Annotated in this window: 16 protein-coding genes; 7 read left to right on the forward strand and 9 right to left on the reverse strand. The window is 68.7% G+C overall.

Features of this window, described 5'->3' with window-relative positions:
- Nucleotides 1–55 precede the first annotated feature (55 nt).
- The 5 genes from ALMP_RS26525 (at nt 56) to trxA (ending at nt 4,950) form a co-directional block, all read left to right on the forward strand.
- A complete protein-coding gene (locus ALMP_RS26525; protein WP_264932748.1) occupies nt 56–1,774 on the forward strand; it encodes a protein kinase family protein in 1,719 nt (572 codons plus the stop codon).
- A 27-nt stretch (nt 1,775–1,801) separates the two neighbouring features.
- Nucleotides 1,802–2,527 (forward strand): RNA polymerase sigma factor SigM, encoded by a 726-nt coding sequence (gene sigM, locus ALMP_RS26530; protein ID WP_264932749.1) that lies wholly within the window; start codon nt 1,802–1,804, stop codon nt 2,525–2,527.
- Nucleotides 2,524–3,441: an anti-sigma factor gene (locus tag ALMP_RS26535; protein WP_264932750.1), complete on the forward strand. Its 918-nt coding sequence runs from the start codon at nt 2,524–2,526 to the stop codon at nt 3,439–3,441. Before sigM ends, ALMP_RS26535 begins: the two co-directional genes overlap by 4 nt.
- Nucleotides 3,442–3,608: 167 nt before the next feature.
- Complete coding sequence (gene trxB / locus ALMP_RS26540; RefSeq protein WP_264932752.1) at nt 3,609–4,577, forward strand: thioredoxin-disulfide reductase; 969 nt, start codon at nt 3,609–3,611, stop codon at nt 4,575–4,577.
- A 43-nt stretch (nt 4,578–4,620) separates the two neighbouring features.
- Complete coding sequence (gene trxA, locus ALMP_RS26545; protein WP_189931557.1) at nt 4,621–4,950, forward strand: thioredoxin; 330 nt, start codon at nt 4,621–4,623, stop codon at nt 4,948–4,950.
- Nucleotides 4,951–5,016: 66 nt separating this feature from the next.
- Here trxA and ALMP_RS26550 read toward each other — a convergent pair whose 3' ends face one another.
- The 9 genes from ALMP_RS26550 to rpmH form a co-directional block, all read right to left on the reverse strand.
- Nucleotides 5,017–5,634, reverse strand: a complete 618-nt coding sequence (locus ALMP_RS26550; protein WP_264932756.1) for a GNAT family N-acetyltransferase — start codon at nt 5,632–5,634, stop codon at nt 5,017–5,019.
- Nucleotides 5,635–5,959: 325 nt separating this feature from the next.
- Nucleotides 5,960–7,060, reverse strand: coding sequence for a ParB/RepB/Spo0J family partition protein (locus tag ALMP_RS26555; protein ID WP_264932758.1), 1,101 nt, complete (start codon nt 7,058–7,060; stop codon nt 5,960–5,962).
- Nucleotides 7,057–8,130, reverse strand: a complete 1,074-nt coding sequence (locus tag ALMP_RS26560; protein WP_309299543.1) for an AAA family ATPase — start codon at nt 8,128–8,130, stop codon at nt 7,057–7,059. The genes ALMP_RS26555 and ALMP_RS26560 overlap by 4 nt, the downstream gene beginning before the upstream one ends.
- A 265-nt stretch (nt 8,131–8,395) precedes the next feature.
- Complete coding sequence (rsmG, locus tag ALMP_RS26565) at nt 8,396–9,112, reverse strand: 16S rRNA (guanine(527)-N(7))-methyltransferase RsmG (protein ID WP_264932760.1); 717 nt, start codon at nt 9,110–9,112, stop codon at nt 8,396–8,398.
- 116 nt (nt 9,113–9,228) lie between these two features.
- Nucleotides 9,229–9,741 carry a R3H domain-containing nucleic acid-binding protein gene (locus ALMP_RS26570; RefSeq protein ID WP_264932761.1) on the reverse strand — a complete coding sequence of 171 codons (513 nt, stop codon included), beginning with the start codon at nt 9,739–9,741 and terminating at the stop codon, nt 9,229–9,231.
- A gap of 15 nt (nt 9,742–9,756) precedes the next feature.
- Nucleotides 9,757–11,019 (reverse strand): membrane protein insertase YidC, encoded by a 1,263-nt coding sequence (gene yidC, locus ALMP_RS26575; protein ID WP_264932762.1) that lies wholly within the window; start codon nt 11,017–11,019, stop codon nt 9,757–9,759.
- A gap of 3 nt (nt 11,020–11,022) precedes the next feature.
- Complete coding sequence (gene yidD, locus ALMP_RS26580) at nt 11,023–11,376, reverse strand: membrane protein insertion efficiency factor YidD (protein ID WP_264932764.1); 354 nt, start codon at nt 11,374–11,376, stop codon at nt 11,023–11,025.
- Entirely contained in the window at nt 11,373–11,744 is a 372-nt protein-coding gene (gene rnpA, locus ALMP_RS26585) for a ribonuclease P protein component (RefSeq protein ID WP_264932766.1), read from the reverse strand. The genes yidD and rnpA overlap by 4 nt, the downstream gene beginning before the upstream one ends.
- Before the next feature lie 21 nt (nt 11,745–11,765).
- Nucleotides 11,766–11,903 carry a 50S ribosomal protein L34 gene (rpmH, locus tag ALMP_RS26590; RefSeq protein WP_003956500.1) on the reverse strand — a complete coding sequence of 46 codons (138 nt, stop codon included), beginning with the start codon at nt 11,901–11,903 and terminating at the stop codon, nt 11,766–11,768.
- A 399-nt stretch (nt 11,904–12,302) separates the two neighbouring features.
- On the opposite strand from rpmH, the gene dnaA reads away from it, so the two are divergent.
- Both dnaA and dnaN read left to right on the forward strand, forming a co-directional pair.
- A complete protein-coding gene (dnaA, locus tag ALMP_RS26595; RefSeq protein ID WP_264932788.1) occupies nt 12,303–14,249 on the forward strand; it encodes a chromosomal replication initiator protein DnaA in 1,947 nt (648 codons plus the stop codon).
- Nucleotides 14,250–15,368: 1,119 nt separating this feature from the next.
- Complete coding sequence (gene dnaN / locus ALMP_RS26600) at nt 15,369–16,499, forward strand: DNA polymerase III subunit beta (protein WP_264932790.1); 1,131 nt, start codon at nt 15,369–15,371, stop codon at nt 16,497–16,499.
- The last annotated feature ends 136 nt before the right edge of the window (nt 16,500–16,635 follow it).

Here is a 16,635-nt window from a genome sequence, read left to right on the forward strand (position 1 = left end):
GGACGGCGCGCACGAGGTCGGACGGCGCGCGATGGATGGGGAGGCAGGAACGACGGTGGCGGAACGGAGTACGGCTGCCGTCGACGTGGCAGACAACAGCGGTGACGAGCCGCTGACCGCACAGGCGGACCAGTCCACGGCCGACGGGGTGGCCAAGAACCGGGAGCGGGACACGGACAGCGACGAGGCACAGGGGAGTGGCGGGACGGAGCGTCCCGGGAAGGCCTCGGCGCCGGAACTGCACAGCGGCCACAAGCTCGCCAGACGCTACCGCCTCGAAGACTGCGTCACCCGTCTGGACGGTTTCAGCAGCTGGCGCGCGGTCGACGAGAAACTCCGTCGCGCCGTCGGCGTCCATGTCCTGCCCGCGGACCACAGCCGGGCCCGCTCCGTACTGGCTGCGGCCCGTTCCTCGGCGCTGCTCGGCGATCCTCGCTTCGTCCAGGTCCTCGACGCCGTCGAGGAGAACGACCTCGTCTACGTCGTCCACGAATGGCTGCCCGACGCCACCGAGCTGACCACGCTCCTCGCCTCCGGGCCGCTGGAGCCGCACGACGCCTACCAGATGGTCAGCCAGATCGCCTCGGCCATGGCCGCCGCCCACCGTGAGGGCCTCGCCCACCTGCGGCTCAACCCCAACGCGGTGCTGCGCACCTCCACCGGCCAGTGGCGCATCCGCGGTCTCGCCGTGAACGCGGCGCTGCGCGGCATCGCCTCCGACCGGCCCCAGCGCACCGACACCGAGGCGATCGGCGCCCTGCTGTACGCGGCTCTCACCCAGCGCTGGCCGTACGAGAACGACGCCTACGGCCTGTCCGGGCTGCCCAAGGACATCGGGCTGATCCCGCCCGACCAGGTTCGGGCCGGCGTCCACCGGGGCCTGTCGGAGCTGACCATGCGTGCCCTGGTCAACGACGGCGCGACCGCCTCCCGGCACGAGGCCGCCTGCACCACTCCGGAGGAGCTGGTGAAGGCGATCGGTGAGATGCCCCGCATCCGCCCGCCGGAGCCCGCGTTCGCCGCGCCGCCGGAGTACCAGCGCACCACCTACCAGCAGGGCACCTACGGCCGTCCCGCGCCGCACCCGGGCATCACCCAGCCGGTGCAGGCCCCGCCGCCCCCGCTGCAGAGCCGTACCGGCAGGGCCCTCAAGTGGGCGGTCTCGGCCCTGCTGATCGCGGCGCTCGGACTGGGCAGCTGGCAGCTCGCGGACGCCCTGATGGAGCAGGGCAAGTCCGACGACAGCAACCAGACGCAGACGACGGACGAGGGCGACAAGAACACCGGGGAGCCTCGGCCCGCCAAGCAGCTGAAGATCCAGGATGCCGTCGAGTACGTCGTGAGCGGCAGCGCCCAGCACCCCGAGGACGTCGGCGAGACATACGACGGTGACAGCTCGACGTACTGGCGGACCGCCAGCTTCAGGGACGGTCCGGTGCTGGCGCCGTACAAGCCCGGCGTCGGCATCGTCTACGACCTCGGCTCGGCACAGACGGTGTCCACCGCCGCCATAGGGCTGTACCACGGCGGCGATCACACGACCGTGAATCTGTACGCGTCGGACTCACTGAGGCCGTCCCCAGGCGACCTGAAGTCCATGCAGAAGATCGGTACCGTCACGACATCCGGAACGACCGCCACGGTGAAGGTCACCAAGAAGGTGAAGACGCAGTACGTGCTCGTGTGGCTCACTGCGCTGCCCCACGCGCCCGGCGACCAGTACAGCGACCCCGGCTACAAGCAGGCCATCACCGACGTGAAGTTCACCGGCTGACGTCTTGTCTCTGGGGGAGGAGGTCCGATGGCGGAAGGCGCCGGATACGACGGGGTGAGCGATCAGGACCTCCTCGCCCGCCATGTGGAGGGAGACCCCGACGCCTTCGGTGAGCTCGTTCGCCGCCACCGCGACCGGCTGTGGGCGGTGGCGCTGCGCACGCTCGGCGATCGTGAGGAGGCCGCCGACGCCGTCCAGGACGCCCTGGTCTCCGCCTACCGTGCCGCCCACACCTTTCGCGGCCAGTCCGCCGTCACCACCTGGCTGCATCGCATCACCGTGAACGCCTGCCTGGACCGGGCGCGCAAAGCGGCCTCCCGCAAGACCTCGCCCGTCAACGACACCGAGCGCCTGGAGCAGCTGCTCGAGCCTCATGAGTCGGCTTCGGCGCCGGCCGAGCGCAATGATCTGCACCGCCAGCTCATCGAGGCGCTCGCGACGCTCCCGCCGGACCAGCGCGCCGCGCTCGTCCTGGTCGACATGCAGGGCTATCCCGTCGCCGAGGCAGCCCGTGTGCTCGACGTGCCGAGCGGGACGGTGAAGAGCCGGTGCGCCCGTGGCCGGGCCAGACTCCTTCCTCTGCTCACCCATCTACGACCGGGCAGACCCGGGGAGGCGAGAGAGGGTGGGTCAGGACGGAACCGGACGCAGGGGACATCCGTCCCACCCGCAGCGGGGCCTCCTGATGAGGGTCCGGACGGCGCCGGTACCGGCGATTCAGCTGCTGTGAAGGGCGGAGGTGGGCGAGCGTGACATCGACGACGGACACGACCGGGCACCCGGACGTCACGGAGATCTCCGACCTCACCGAGGGCCTGCTGCCCCCGTCCCGGAGCGCCGAGGTACGTCGGCACCTCGACACATGCGAGCTGTGTGCGGACGTCCACGCGTCCCTGGAGGAGATCCGAGGGCTGCTGGGCAGCACTCCCGGCCCGCCCCGCATGCCGGACGACGTCGCCCGCCGTATCGATGCCGCACTCGCGGCCGAGGCCCTGCTGCACGCCACGACAACGGAGAGCACCGAGGACGCCGACACAGCCGAGCCCGACATGGTGTCCGCATCCGTGGCGGAGCCAAGCCCCGACACCCATGTTTCACGTGAAACACCGACCGCACCGGCTCGTCCCGCCGGTCGGGCTCGCACCGCCACCACCGGCCCCGGCCGCAAGGAACGCAAACGCGGTGGGCGTCGCAGGGCAGCCGTACTCGGTACCGTCTTCGCCGCCGCCGCGCTGGGACTGGGCTCGGTCCTGGTGACCTCGCTGACCGGCGGCGGGGGCACCTCGGCGGAGGGGGGGCACACCACCGCTGCGGACACCTTCTCCGAGAGCAAGCTGGAGCAGCAGGTCGCGGATCTCCTCACCAAGGCCCAGGACTCCCACTCCGCGAGCACTCCCGGGATAGAAGGCAAGACCGCTGACGACGGCCCTCAGATCTTCCGGCACCAGGAGATCCCCGGGTGCGTCCAGAAGGGCATCGACAGCAGCTCCGAGGCCCTCGCCACCGAGGAGGGCACGTACCACGGCAAGGACGCCCTGCTCGTCGTCCTGCCCGACAGCTCCGACACCACCCGGGTCACCGTCTATCTCATGGACGCGACCTGTGTGAAGCAGTCGTCCGCCGGCCCCGCCAAGATCCTCCTCAAGGATTCCTACACCCGTCGCTGACGGCTCGGGCTTGGTCCTCGTCTCGCGTGGTATCCCCTACGGTGTCCACCCTCCGTGTGCCCTGACACACCGGGAATGCACGCCCCTTAGGATCCGTTGGGTGGGGTGAGAGTTCAGAGAAGCTCCCACCGGTCGAACGACGCAGACCAGAGACGAGGAATCAAGCCGTGAGCGACGTCCGTAACGTGATCATCATCGGATCCGGGCCCGCCGGCTACACGGCGGCGCTGTACACCGCGCGCGCGTCGCTGAAGCCGCTGGTGTTCGAAGGCGCCGTCACCGCGGGCGGCGCGCTGATGAACACGACCGAGGTGGAGAACTTCCCCGGCTTCCAGGACGGCATCATGGGCCCCGAGCTCATGGACAACATGCGTGGCCAGGCCGAGCGCTTCGGTGCCGAGCTCGTCCCGGACGACATCGTCTCCGTCGACCTCTCCGGCGAGATCAAGACCGTCACGGACACCGCCGGCACGGTCCACCGCGCCAAGGCCGTCATCGTCGCCACCGGCTCGCAGCACCGCAAGCTCGGTCTGCCGAACGAGGACGCCCTCTCCGGCCGCGGTGTCTCGTGGTGCGCCACCTGTGACGGCTTCTTCTTCAAGGACCAGGACATCGCTGTGATCGGCGGCGGCGACACCGCCATGGAGGAGGCCACCTTCCTCTCGCGCTTCGCCAAGTCCGTGACGATCGTCCACCGCCGGGACACCCTGCGCGCCTCCAAGGCGATGCAGGAGCGCGCCTTCGCCGACCCGAAGATCAAGTTCATCTGGGACAGCGAGGTCGCCGAGATCCAGGGCGACCCGAAGCTGGCCGGTCTGAAGCTGCGCAACCTCAAGACCGGGGAGCTCTCCGACCTGCCGGTGACCGGCCTGTTCATCGCGATCGGCCACGACCCGCGCACCGAGCTCTTCAAGGGCCAGCTCGACCTGGACGAGGAGGGCTACCTGAAGGTGGCCGCGCCCTCCACCCGGACGAACGTGACCGGTGTCTTCGCCGCCGGTGATGTGGTCGACCACACCTACCGCCAGGCGATCACCGCCGCCGGCACCGGCTGCTCCGCCGCTCTCGACGCCGAGCGCTTCCTCGCCGCCCTCGCGGACGAGGAGCAGGCGGAGCCCGAGAAGACCGCCGTCTGACCCTCTCCCGCCCCACCGCACCCATCAGTTAAAGGAGCCCGCCGTGGCCGACCTCAAGAACGTGACCGACGACTCCTTCGAGCAGGACGTCCTCAAGAGCGACAAGCCCGTCCTGGTGGACTTCTGGGCTGCCTGGTGCGGTCCGTGCCGCCAGATCGCTCCGTCCCTCGAGGCGATCGCCAACGAGTACGGCGACAAGATCGAGGTCGTCAAGCTCAACATCGACGAGAACCCGGGTACGGCCGCCAAGTACGGCGTCATGTCCATCCCGACGCTGAACGTCTACCAGAACGGTGAGGTCGCCAAGACCATCGTTGGCGCCAAGCCGAAGGCCGCGATCGTCCGCGACCTCGAGGACTTCATCGCCGAGTGACGTTTCACGTGAAACACGAATGGGTCAGCCCGGAAGGGCTGGCCCATTCGTTTGTCGCCGAGCGGCTCACAGCGGTCGTAGCGCCGGCTCCTTCTGCACGGCTCCCAGGAGTCGGTCGAGCGCCATCTCCACGTCTTCCTTCCAGGAAAGCGTGGTGCGCAGCTCCAGCCTCAACCGAGGGTGGGTGGGATGCGGGCGAACGGTTTTGAAGCCCACCGCCAGCAGATGGTCGGCTGGGAGAAGACACGCCGGCTCCTTCCAGCGGGCGTCCCCGAACGCCTCGATCGCCTTGAAGCCTCGGCGCAGCAGATCCTTGGCGACCGTCTGGACCATCACCCGGCCGAGTCCCTGGCCCTGGTAGCCCGGCATGATGAACGCGGTCATCAACTGCACCGCGTCGGGTGACACCGGGCTCGTGGGGAACGCCGTCGAGCGGGGGACGTACGCGGGCGGTGCGTACAGCACGAAGCCCACCGGGACGTCATCGACATAGACCACCCGGCCGCAAGATCCCCAGTCGAGCAGGACCGCCGAGATCCAGGCCTCCTTCTCCATGGCGGCCGTGCCCGCTCTTACCGCGGCCTCACTGCTGACGGGGTCCAGCTCCCAGAAGACGCACGAGCGGCAGCGCTGGGGAAGGTCCTGAAGGTTGTCCAGCGTGAGCGGTACGAGCCGACGCCCCATGAAGGCTGTTCCTCGCTTCCTTCGCCCGCAGCGTCGCGAGCGGCTGTCAGAGCATTACGTTCTCTGAGCAGACTGCCGACGAAGCCGCCGACCGCGCCCAGTCCCAGTCCCACGCTCACCAGTCCGGTCCGGCTCATCGTTCGCATGACCCCCGCCTCCCCCTCAGAGGTGCCTGGTGGATGCGCCATACCCCAACGCATCGTATCCACGATGGGATTCCATCGACACCGCCTGAAAGCAAAGAGCGGGGCGTGTCCCGGTACACCCCGGGACACGCCCCGCCCTCATGATCCGCTGCGTTCAACAGCCCTGGACTCGGGGCGGCTCAGCCGTCCACCTCCGCCGAGTCACCCTCGATAAGACCCTTCTGCAGAACGGGTCCCTCACCTGGGGCGAGCGAGTCGAGGATCCGCTCCAGGTCCTCCATCGAGGCGAACTCGACGGTGATCTTCCCCTTCTTCTGCCCCAGGTCGACCTTCACTCGCGTCTCGAAGCGGTCCGAGAGCCGGGTGGCGAGGTCGGACAGCGCCGGTGAGACCCGGCCACCGGCACGCGGGCCCTTGGCACGCTGAGTCGTCTGCGGACGCGAGCCCATGAGGGTCACGATCTCCTCGACGGCCCGCACCGACAGCCCTTCGGCCACGATCCGGTGAGCCAGCCGGTCCTGCTCCTCCGAGTCCTCGACGGACAGCAGCGCCCGGGCGTGGCCGGCCGAGAGAACCCCGGCGGCGACCCGCCGCTGCACCGCCGGCGAAAGCTTCAGCAGACGCAGGGTGTTGGAGACCTGCGGCCGGGACCGGCCGATGCGGTCCGCCAACTGGTCGTGCGTGCAGTTGAAGTCCTTCAGCAACTGGTCGTAGGCGGCGGCCTCTTCCAGCGGGTTCAGCTGCGCCCGGTGCAGGTTCTCCAGGAGCGCGTCCAGAAGGAGCTTCTCGTCCTCCGTCGCCCGCACGATCGCCGGGATGGCCTCCAGGCCGGCCTCGCGGCAGGCCCGCCAGCGCCGCTCACCCATGATCAGCTCATAGCGGCCGGGACCGAGCTGCCGTACGACGACGGGCTGGAGAAGGCCGACTTCCTTGATTGAGGTGATCAGCTCCTGCAGCGCGTCCTCGTCGAAGACCTCGCGCGGCTGGCGTGGGTTCGGCGTGATGGCGTCCAGGGGGATCTCGGCGAAGTGGGCGCCCATGGGTGGCGCGGGCACTTCCGAGGCACCGCTCGCCGACAGGTCCTCGGTTTCACGTGAAACAGGCGGCAGCGTGGCCACCTTCGCCGCGGCTACACCGCGGTCGGTTGTCAGGACCGGGACGGCCGCCGGTGACGTGGAAGCCACGCTTCCCACCGCAGTCGACGCCGGCGTCTTCTCCGTCGGGGCCGCAGGGATCAGTGCGCCAAGGCCACGGCCCAACCCCCTCCGTCGCTCACTCACTGGATCCCCTCCACCATGTTCGGGTTGTGCTGTGCGCCGATGTGGGCGTGGGTGGGGTCATAGCTGACCTCGACGCCCTTCAGCGCGATCTCTCGGGCCGCCTCAAGATAGGAGAGGGCGCCGCTCGATCCAGGATCGTAGGTCAGCACCGTCTGCCCATAGCTCGGCGCCTCGGAGATACGGACCGAGCGGGGAATGCTCGTCCGCAGCACCTCGTCACCGAAGTGGGTGCGCACCTCCTCCGCGACCTGCGACGCGAGGCGCGTCCGGCCGTCGTACATGGTGAGCAGGATGGTCGACACATGCAGGGCGGGGTTGAGGTGCCCCCGCACCAGGTCGACGTTGCGCAGCAGCTGCCCAAGGCCCTCCAGTGCGTAGTACTCGCACTGGATCGGGATGAGGACCTCCTGGCCAGCGACCAGCGCGTTGACGGTCAGCAGGCCGAGGGAGGGCGGGCAGTCGATGAGGATGTAGTCCAGCGGCTGCTCGTAGGCCTGGATGGCTCGCTGCAGTCGGCTCTCGCGTGCCACGAGGGAGACCAGCTCGATCTCCGCACCGGCGAGATCGATGGTGGCGGGGGCACAGAAGAGGCCCTCGACATCGGGAACCGGCTGAACCACTTCCGCGAGCGGGCGGCTCTCCACCAACACGTCATAGATGGACGGGACTTCGGCGTGGTGGTCGATCCCCAGAGCGGTGGACGCATTGCCCTGGGGGTCAAGGTCGATCACCAGGACACGGCCGCCGTGCAGGGCCAGGGATGCGGCAAGGTTGACGGTCGTCGTCGTCTTGCCTACGCCGCCCTTCTGGTTGGCGACCACGATGATGCGGGTCTGCTCGGGACGTGGCAGACCCTCGCCGGCGCGGCCCAGAGCCTCCACCGCCAGTTGGGCCGCACGACCGATCGGGGTGTCGTCCATCGGGGGCGGTGTTTCACGTGAAACATCCTCCCCCAACGGCTCGGTACGGGGACCGGGGACCGGGTCGGTCATCGGTCCCGCGATGTTGGCGTCGGACCGCAAGGATTCACTCTCCTCGACTTCAAGCTCGCAATGAACAGAGCCTGCCATGTCTTCGGGGTCATGAACCAGTGAGGCCTGGGGTTCTGTGGAGAAATCCACCTCTGTGGACAACTCCGCCCCCTTGGCGAGGGAACCGAGCGGCTTTCGCCCGCGGGGTGCGGCCGCAGCGCGGCCCCGACTGATGATGCCGTGCAGCAGTGAGCGACGTTTCACGTGAAACACGATGCACAGCACCCGGGGCCGAACTGTCGCGACACTCCGTCTTGCGTAGGTTGGGCAGCTTGTGCGGAGTACGGTCGGCCTTCCGGCCGGATCAGCGACGGCGGCGGGCCCGCCCTGTCCGGGCCGCCTTGGCCCGCTTGGCCGCGAACCGTACACCACCGGGGCTCTCCCCGACCTCGACGCGCACGACTGTGGAGAGCGGATCGACGATGCCCTCACCGACGTGGAGGATCGACGTACTCACTGCGCCGAGCTTGCTCAGGGCGGTGGCCGCGCTCTTCAGTTCTTCCTCGGCGGTGTCGCCCTTGAGGGCGAGCATCTCGCCGTAAGGACGCAGCAGCGGAATGCCCCAGGTGGCCAGGCGGTCCAGCGGTGCAACGGCCCGGGCGGTCACCACATGGACCGGGGGCAGCTTGCCCATGACCTCTTCGGCGCGTCCGCGCACGACGGTCACATGGTCCAGGCCGAGAAGCTCGACGACCTCGGTCAGGAAGTTCGTGCGCCGCAGCAGCGGCTCCAGAAGGGTGATCTTGAGGTCGTCCCGCACCAGCGCCAGAGGGATGCCGGGCAGACCGGCACCGGAGCCGACATCGCACACGGTCACCTCTTCCGGGACGGCCTCGGAGAGCACCGCGCAGTTCAGCAGGTGCCGCTCCCACAGGCGGGGCACCTCCCGAGGACCGATGAGCCCACGCTGCACGCCGGTCTCGGCGAGGAGCTCGGCGTACCGGACCGCATCAGCGAAGCGATCACCGAATACCTCGCGTGCCTGCTCGGGCGCAGGGGGGAGCTCCGCTGCCTCCGTCACGGGGACCGTCCTTCCGTACCGCATCAGCGCGTTCAGCGCTGACCACCAGAACTACAGGCTGACAAAGACCGGCCCCGCCTGCGCAACAGACGGGGCCGGAGGAACGTGTGAACCGATCAGTTGGGGAGGACGACGACGAAGCGCTGCGGCTCCTCGCCCTCGGACTCGCTGCGCAGGCCGGCCGCCTTGACCGCGTCGTGGACGACCTTGCGCTCGAAGGGGGTCATCGGCTTGAGCTTCACCGGCTCGCCGCTGTTCTTCGCGTCGGCTGCGGCCTTGGCACCCAGCTCGGAGAGCTCGGTGCGCTTCTTGGCGCGGTAGCCCGCGATGTCCAGCATCAGCCGGCTGCGGTCGCCGGTCTCCCGGTGCACGGCCAGACGCGTCAGCTCCTGGAGCGCCTCCAGCACCTCGCCGTCCCGGCCGACCAGCTTCTGCAGGTCGCGGCTGCCCGTGTCGCTGATGATCGACACAGAGGCACGGTCGGCCTCGACGTCCATGTCGATGTCGCCGTCGAGGTCGGCGATGTCCAGCAGACCCTCGAGGTAGTCCGCCGCGATCTCGCCTTCCTGCTCCAGGCGGGTCAGGGTGTCTGCACCCTCGGCGGCGGCGGAGGTGGTGCCTTCCGTCACGGGATGGGCTCCTTCTTACTTCTTGGACGGGGACTTGGGGCGCTGCGGACCGCCCTTGCGCTGCCCGCTCTGGGCCTTGCTGCGGCCACCGGTGCCGGGCTTGGCAGGGGTCTTCTTGACGGCGGCGGGCTTGGCGTCCTCAGGCTCGTCGGACTTGCTCAGCGAGGTGGTCTCGCCGGCCGCCTTCGGGCCTCCGGACTGTCGCTGAGCCTTGCTCTGGCGCTTGGGCTGCTGGCGCCTGCCGGTGGCGGTCGTCACGCCGTCCTCGGACTCGGTGACGGTCTGGGCCTCGCCCTTGATCACGGAGCCGTCGGCCTGGGCCACGAGGCCCACCTTGGTCAGACCGTTGATGAACTTGCGCTCGTACTCATTGCGGTCACGGCCCTTGGTCACGATGGCCTTGACGATGGCCTTCTCACCACGGCCGCGGGTCTTGCCGTGGTGCGTGACCCGCTTGTGCAGGCGCTCCAGGTAAGCCGCCTGGGCCTTGGAACCCGGGGTGGGGTTGTTGTGGATGACGTACATCTGCTGGCCCATGGTCCACAGGTTGGTGGTGAGCCAGTAGACGAGGACGCCGACCGGGAAGTTGATGCCGAAGACGGCGAACATGATCGGGAAGATGTACATCAACATCTTCTGCTGCTGCATGAACGGCGTCTTCACCGTGGTGTCGACGTTCTTCGTCATGAGCTGACGCTGCGTGTAGAACTGCGACAGCGACATCAGGACGATCATGATCGCGGTGACGATGCGGACAGTGGTGATCGAGGCGTCGAGCGCCGCGGCCTCCGAGGCGCTGTCCGTGAAAGTCGCGGCCAGGGGGGCACCGAAGATGTGCGCCTGCTGCGCGCTCTCCAGCAGCTTCTGGTTGATCACACCGATGGTGTCACCGTTGGCGATGCTGTTGAGCACGTGGTACAGGGCGAAGAAGAACGGTGACTGCGCCAGGATGGGAAGGCACGAGGAGAGCGGGTTGGTGCCCGTCTCCTTGTACAGCTTCATCATCTCTTCGGACTGACGCTGCCGGTCGTTCTTGTAGCGCTCCTGGATCTTCTTCATCTCGGGCTGGAGCGTCTGCATGGCCCGCGTCGCCTTGATCTGCTTCACGAAGAGCGGGATCAGGCAGATCCGGATCACGATCACCAGGGACACGATGGACAGGCCCCAGGCCCACCCGGTGTCAGGGCCGAAGAGCGCGCCGTACACCTTGTGGAACTGGACGATGACCCAGGAAACGGGTGTTGTGATGAAACTGAAGAGGCTGGCAATCGTGTCCACTAATCATGCTCCTTGGGCATGGGACGGGGTCTCTGCGGCCGGGCTCGAAGAAGAATTCTCCTCGGTGGCCGTTTCGGCGGCGGAGGGCCCGCCCTTGCGTGCGCGCCATGCGTCACGCAGCATCTCGTGCCACCGCGGACGCTTGCGCGGCGGGACATGGTCCACGCCTCCCAGCGACCACGGGTTGCACCGCAGGATGCGCCAGGCCGTCAGGGCCGTTCCCTTGATCGCACCGTGCCGGTCGATGGCCGTGTAGCCGTAGTGGGAGCACGAGGGGTAGTACTTGCAGACCGGCCCGAGCAGCGGACTGATCGTCCACTGGTAGAGCTTGATCAGGGCCAGCAGCGGGTACTTCATCGCGCGCCCCCTCCCAACAGCCGTTGAAGGGCGGCATCCAGGTCTTGGGCCAGCTGTGCGTGGTCGGCGTCGCCCGCACCGGGCAGCGCCCGTACGACTACCAGGCTACCGGGGGGAAGCAGAGCGACTCGATCGCGCATCAGATGGCGCAGTCTGCGCTTCACCGTGTTGCGCACGACCGCACCACCCACTGCCTTGCTCACGACGAAACCCGCACGCGTCGGGGGAGCGCTCTCCCCAGGCGCGTGCGGGTCCGTGGCACCGCTTCGAAGGTGGACGACGAGGGTCGGGCGTCCGGCCCGACGGCCCCTTCGTACCGCGGTCGCGAAGTCCTCGCGCCGCCTCAGCCGGTTCTCGGTGGGCAGCACGACGGCATGACCTGACCGGGATCAGGCGGACAGACGGGCGCGACCCTTGCTACGGCGGGACGCGAGAATCGCGCGGCCGGCACGGGTGCGCATACGCAGCCGGAAGCCGTGGGTCTTCGCGCGACGACGGTTGTTCGGCTGGAAGGTGCGCTTGCTCACTCGGGGGCTCCAGAAATCGATCGGTAGTGGCGGGGTGCCGGCCTGGCTGTCACCGTGCGCCCACGAGTAGCTCGCGTTAACGCCCGAGTGCACCGCTTCCCGATCACCTGACGCGATCTGTGCCCATCGGAGGCAGGCGGCAGCAGCCATCGACAACTCGACCTGGTTACGGTACGCGGGGCTGCGTCATCCGGTCAAACCAGCAGCGGGCGGGAGACACTGTCCACAGCCTGGGGACAACAACTTGAACCGTACCCGCCGCGCTGACTACCGTGGCTGAACTCCGATTCGTTCCCTTGTCCCCGCCCCAACACTTTTCCTCCGACCCGCCCCACCCGACTGACATCCCGACCCGTCCCACGATCACACTTTCGAGGGACCTGTGAGAGAGCGTGCCCTGTGGCTGACGTACCTGCCGATCTTGCCGCAGTGTGGCCACGCGTACTGGAGCAGCTCCTCGGTGAGGGCCGAGGGCAGGGCGTCGAGGCGAAGGACGAGCACTGGATCCGCCGCTGCCAGCCGCTGGCGCTGGTCGCCGACACGGCCCTGCTCGCCGTACCGAACGAATTCGCGAAGGGCGTGCTGGAGGGGCGTCTCGCGCCGATCGTCAGCGAGACCCTGAGCCGGGAGTGCGGCCGGCCGATCCGTATCGCGATCACCGTCGACGACTCTGCGGGCGAGTCCCCGGCTGCGCCCGCGCCGCCGGCCCCGGCGCAGCCGCGCTACGAGGAGCCCGAGCGGCCGGCCGGCCAGTACGCGGGGCAGTACGACAGCAGCTACGACACCCCGTACGACCGTCCCTACGAAGGTCAGTACGAGAGCTACGGCCGCCACCGCGGCGAACAGCCGCCGGGCCCTTCCGACGACCACGGCGCCCGCCCCGACCCGCTGCCCACCGCCCGGCCCGCCTACCCGGCCGAGTACCAGCGCCCCGAGCCGGGCGCCTGGCCTCGGCCCTCCCAGGACGAGTACGGGTGGCAGCAGCAGCGCCTGGGCTTCCCTGAGCGCGACCCGTACGCGTCGCCGTCGCAGGAGTCCTACGGGTCTCCTGGTCAGGACGCGTACGGATCGGCGCCGCAGGACTACCGCCCGCAGGCGATGGAGCGGCCGTCCTACGACCCCTCCGGCTACGAGCCGTCGCGCCCCGAGTACGACCAGCGGGACGCGGTGCGGCGTGAGCTGCCGGAGCCGCCGGGCGGGGGTCATCCGCACCGCGGCGGCCCGGTCGGCCCCGGTCAGGCCGGTCCCGGGGCGCCCGGCGCGCCCGGCCCTTCGGGCTCGGGGTCCGCGCAGGCGGGCGGTCCCGGTGAGCCGACCGCGCGACTGAACCCCAAATACCTGTTCGACACGTTCGTCATCGGCGCGTCCAACCGCTTCGCGCACGCGGCGGCGGTCGCCGTCGCCGAGGCGCCGGCGAAGGCATACAACCCCCTTTTCATCTACGGAGAGTCGGGGCTCGGCAAGACGCACCTGCTGCACGCGATCGGGCACTACGCGCGAAGCCTCTACCCGGGCACGCGCGTGCGGTACGTGAGCTCGGAGGAGTTCACCAACGAGTTCATCAACTCCATCCGTGACGGCAAGGGCGACAGCTTCCGTAAGCGGTACCGGGAGATGGACATCCTCCTGGTCGACGACATCCAGTTCCTGGCGGACAAGGAGTCGACGCAGGAGGAGTTCTTCCACACCTTCAACACGCTCCACAACGCGAACAAGCAGATCGTGCTGTCCTCCGACCGGCCGCCGAAGCAGCTGGTGACGCTGGAGGACCGGCTGCGGAACCGTTTCGAGTGGGGACTGATCACCGACGTCCAGCCGCCCGAGCTGGAGACGCGCATCGCGATCCTGCGGAAGAAGGCGGTGCAGGAGCAGCTGAACGCTCCGCCCGAGGTGCTGGAGTTCATCGCCTCGCGGATCTCGCGGAACATCCGTGAGCTGGAGGGCGCGCTGATCCGGGTGACGGCGTTCGCGTCGCTCAACCGGCAGCCGGTGGATCTGGGCCTGACGGAGATCGTCCTGAAGGACCTGATCCCCGGCGGCGAGGACTCGGCACCCGAAATCACGTCCACGGCGATCATGAGCGCGACTGCCGACTACTTCGGCCTCACGGTCGAGGACCTGTGCGGCACGTCGCGTGGCCGCGCGCTCGTCACGGCCCGCCAGATCGCCATGTACCTGTGCCGCGAGCTGACCGACCTGTCGCTGCCGAAGATCGGCGCGCTGTTCGGCGGCCGTGACCATACGACGGTGATGCACGCCGACCGCAAGATCCGCAACCTGATGGCCGAGCGGCGCTCCATCTACAACCAGGTCACGGAGCTGACCAACCGCATCAAGGCCGGCTGAACGAGGCCGGCTGAACGAGCCGTCCCCACGGCGGTGGCCCCCGCGTAGAGACGCCGAGAGCTCCTCGGCGTCTCTGCCATGCGCGCCGCGAACGGCAGAGCACCCTCCAGACGCCGCCGACCAACGGCAGAGAGCCCTCCGAGCGCCGCCGACCAACGGCAGAGCCATCTCCAGGCGGCGCCGGCGATCCGCGGAAACCCCGCCGCGACTACCGCCGACGCACGGTCGACGCACCGCCGACCGCCCTGTCGACGCACCGCCGACCGCTCTGTCGCTGCCGTGCCGCCTCCCCGCGACTCGCCTGCGGCCCGCTCACGTCGCCCCCGCCCCGTCACCGCCTGTTCGATTAGCGGCCGGGTTACGGCCACTCTCCACAGATTCGGTGAGTTTTTCCCGTCCACAACCTGGGGACTGTGGAGTTGTCCAGATCGCGTCCACAGGTGAGCCTGTTGAAGGACCATCAGACCAGGTCACCCGGTTGTGGATTCGTGGACGAAGGATCTCCACAGGGTGTGGACAACGCGGCGATCCACACCCTGTGCACGAAGTTGTCCACGGGCAACCCACAGGATCGGTCCGGTTGTCCCCAGTGAGAGCCCGCTTCTCCACATGGCTGTCCACTGTTCGGCAACCCGACGCGTCTCCTCACCGCGTCGAGTGAAAGGCGTCACACGAAGCTGCCGGGTTGGGCTGTGGGAAACGTGGGTAAAGCTGGGGACGGCGCTGGGGAGAACTCGCCCCACCCTGTGCATGGGGTGTGCAGAACTTTCTGTTCTCCACAGACGACCCTGGTTGTCCACCGCCTCCGCCCACAGGCCCGGTGGACAAAATTTCGCCTCTGAGCTGCGAAAACACAGTTATCCACGGTTTCCACAGGCCCTACTACTACTCCCGACTAGAGAGAGCCCGGAATCCGTTTCGAAGGGGGTCCTGTGCACAACTCGCCCCTCGGCCCTCGGCTGCCCCTCGTCACGACTTGACCCCGAGGGGCACCTACTGTCAGTGCGGTGCGTCAGACTGGTCCCGGTGGTCCTTCCCCTCACAGGGGCCGACGACACCGAGACAGACGACGAAGGCCAGGCAGGGCGAGAGCGCCGGCAACAGCAGGAGGCGGCAACAGTGAAGATCCGGGTGGAACGCGACGTACTCGCGGAGGCAGTGGCCTGGGCGGCGCGCAGCCTCCCGGCCCGTCCGCCGGCGCCTGTCCTCGCCGGCCTGCTGCTGAAGGCCGACGACGGCGCCCTCAGCCTCTCCAGCTTCGACTACGAGGTCTCCGCGCGCGTGTCGGTGGAGGCCGAGGTCGAGGAGGAGGGCACGGTCCTCGTCTCCGGCCGTCTGCTCGCGGACATCTGCCGCGCCCTCCCCAACCGCCCGGTGGAGATTTCCACAGACGGTGTACGGGCGACGGTGGTCTGCGGCTCGTCCCGCTTCACTCTCCACACCCTGCCGGTGGAGGAGTACCCGTCGCTGCCGCAGATGCCGAACGCCACGGGCACCGTGCCGGGTGAGGTCTTCGCCTCCGCGGCCGCCCAGGTCGCCATCGCCGCCGGCCGTGACGACACGCTGCCCGTCCTGACCGGTGTGCGCATCGAGATCGAGGGCGACACCGTCACCCTGGCCTCCACCGACCGCTACCGCTTCGCGGTCCGCGAGTTCCTGTGGAAGCCGGAGAACCCGGACGCCTCGGCGGTCGCCCTGGTGCCCGCCAAGACCCTCCTGGACACCGCCAAGGCTCTGACCAGCGGCGACAGTGTCACCCTGGCGCTGTCCGGCTCGGGCTCGGGCGAGGGCCTGATCGGTTTCGAGGGCGCCGGCCGCCGGACCACGACGCGTCTGCTGGAGGGCGACCTCCCGAAGTACCGCACGCTGTTCCCGACGGAGTTCAACTCCGTCGCCGTGATCGAGACCGCCCCCTTCGTGGAGGCCGTCAAGCGTGTGGCGCTGGTCGCCGAGCGCAACACCCCGGTGCGGCTCAGCTTCGAGCAGGGCGTGCTGATCCTGGAGGCCGGCTCCAGCGACGACGCACAGGCTGTGGAAAGGGTCGACGCTCAGCTCGAGGGCGACGACATCTCCATCGCCTTCAACCCGACCTTCCTGCTGGACGGCCTGAGCGCCATCGACTCCCCGGTGGCCCAGCTGTCCTTCACGACGTCCACCAAGCCCGCGCTGCTCAGCGGCAAGCCGGCGGTGGACGCGGAGGCGGACGAGGCCTACAAGTACCTGATCATGCCGGTGCGCCTGAGCGGCTGATCGTCGGACGTTGTCCACAGGCCGTGGAGAACATCCCCCGGCCTGTGGGCGAAACCCGCAGGTGAGGGTGTGCGTCTGAGCGCGTATGCCCACAGGTGTGCGTGACGGTCCGGGTTTAGGCTCGGACATGGGTACG

Origin of the sequence: Streptomyces sp. A012304 (assembly GCF_026008495.1) — a bacterium.
In the GTDB taxonomy this organism is placed as follows: Bacteria; Actinomycetota; Actinomycetes; order Streptomycetales; family Streptomycetaceae; genus Streptomyces.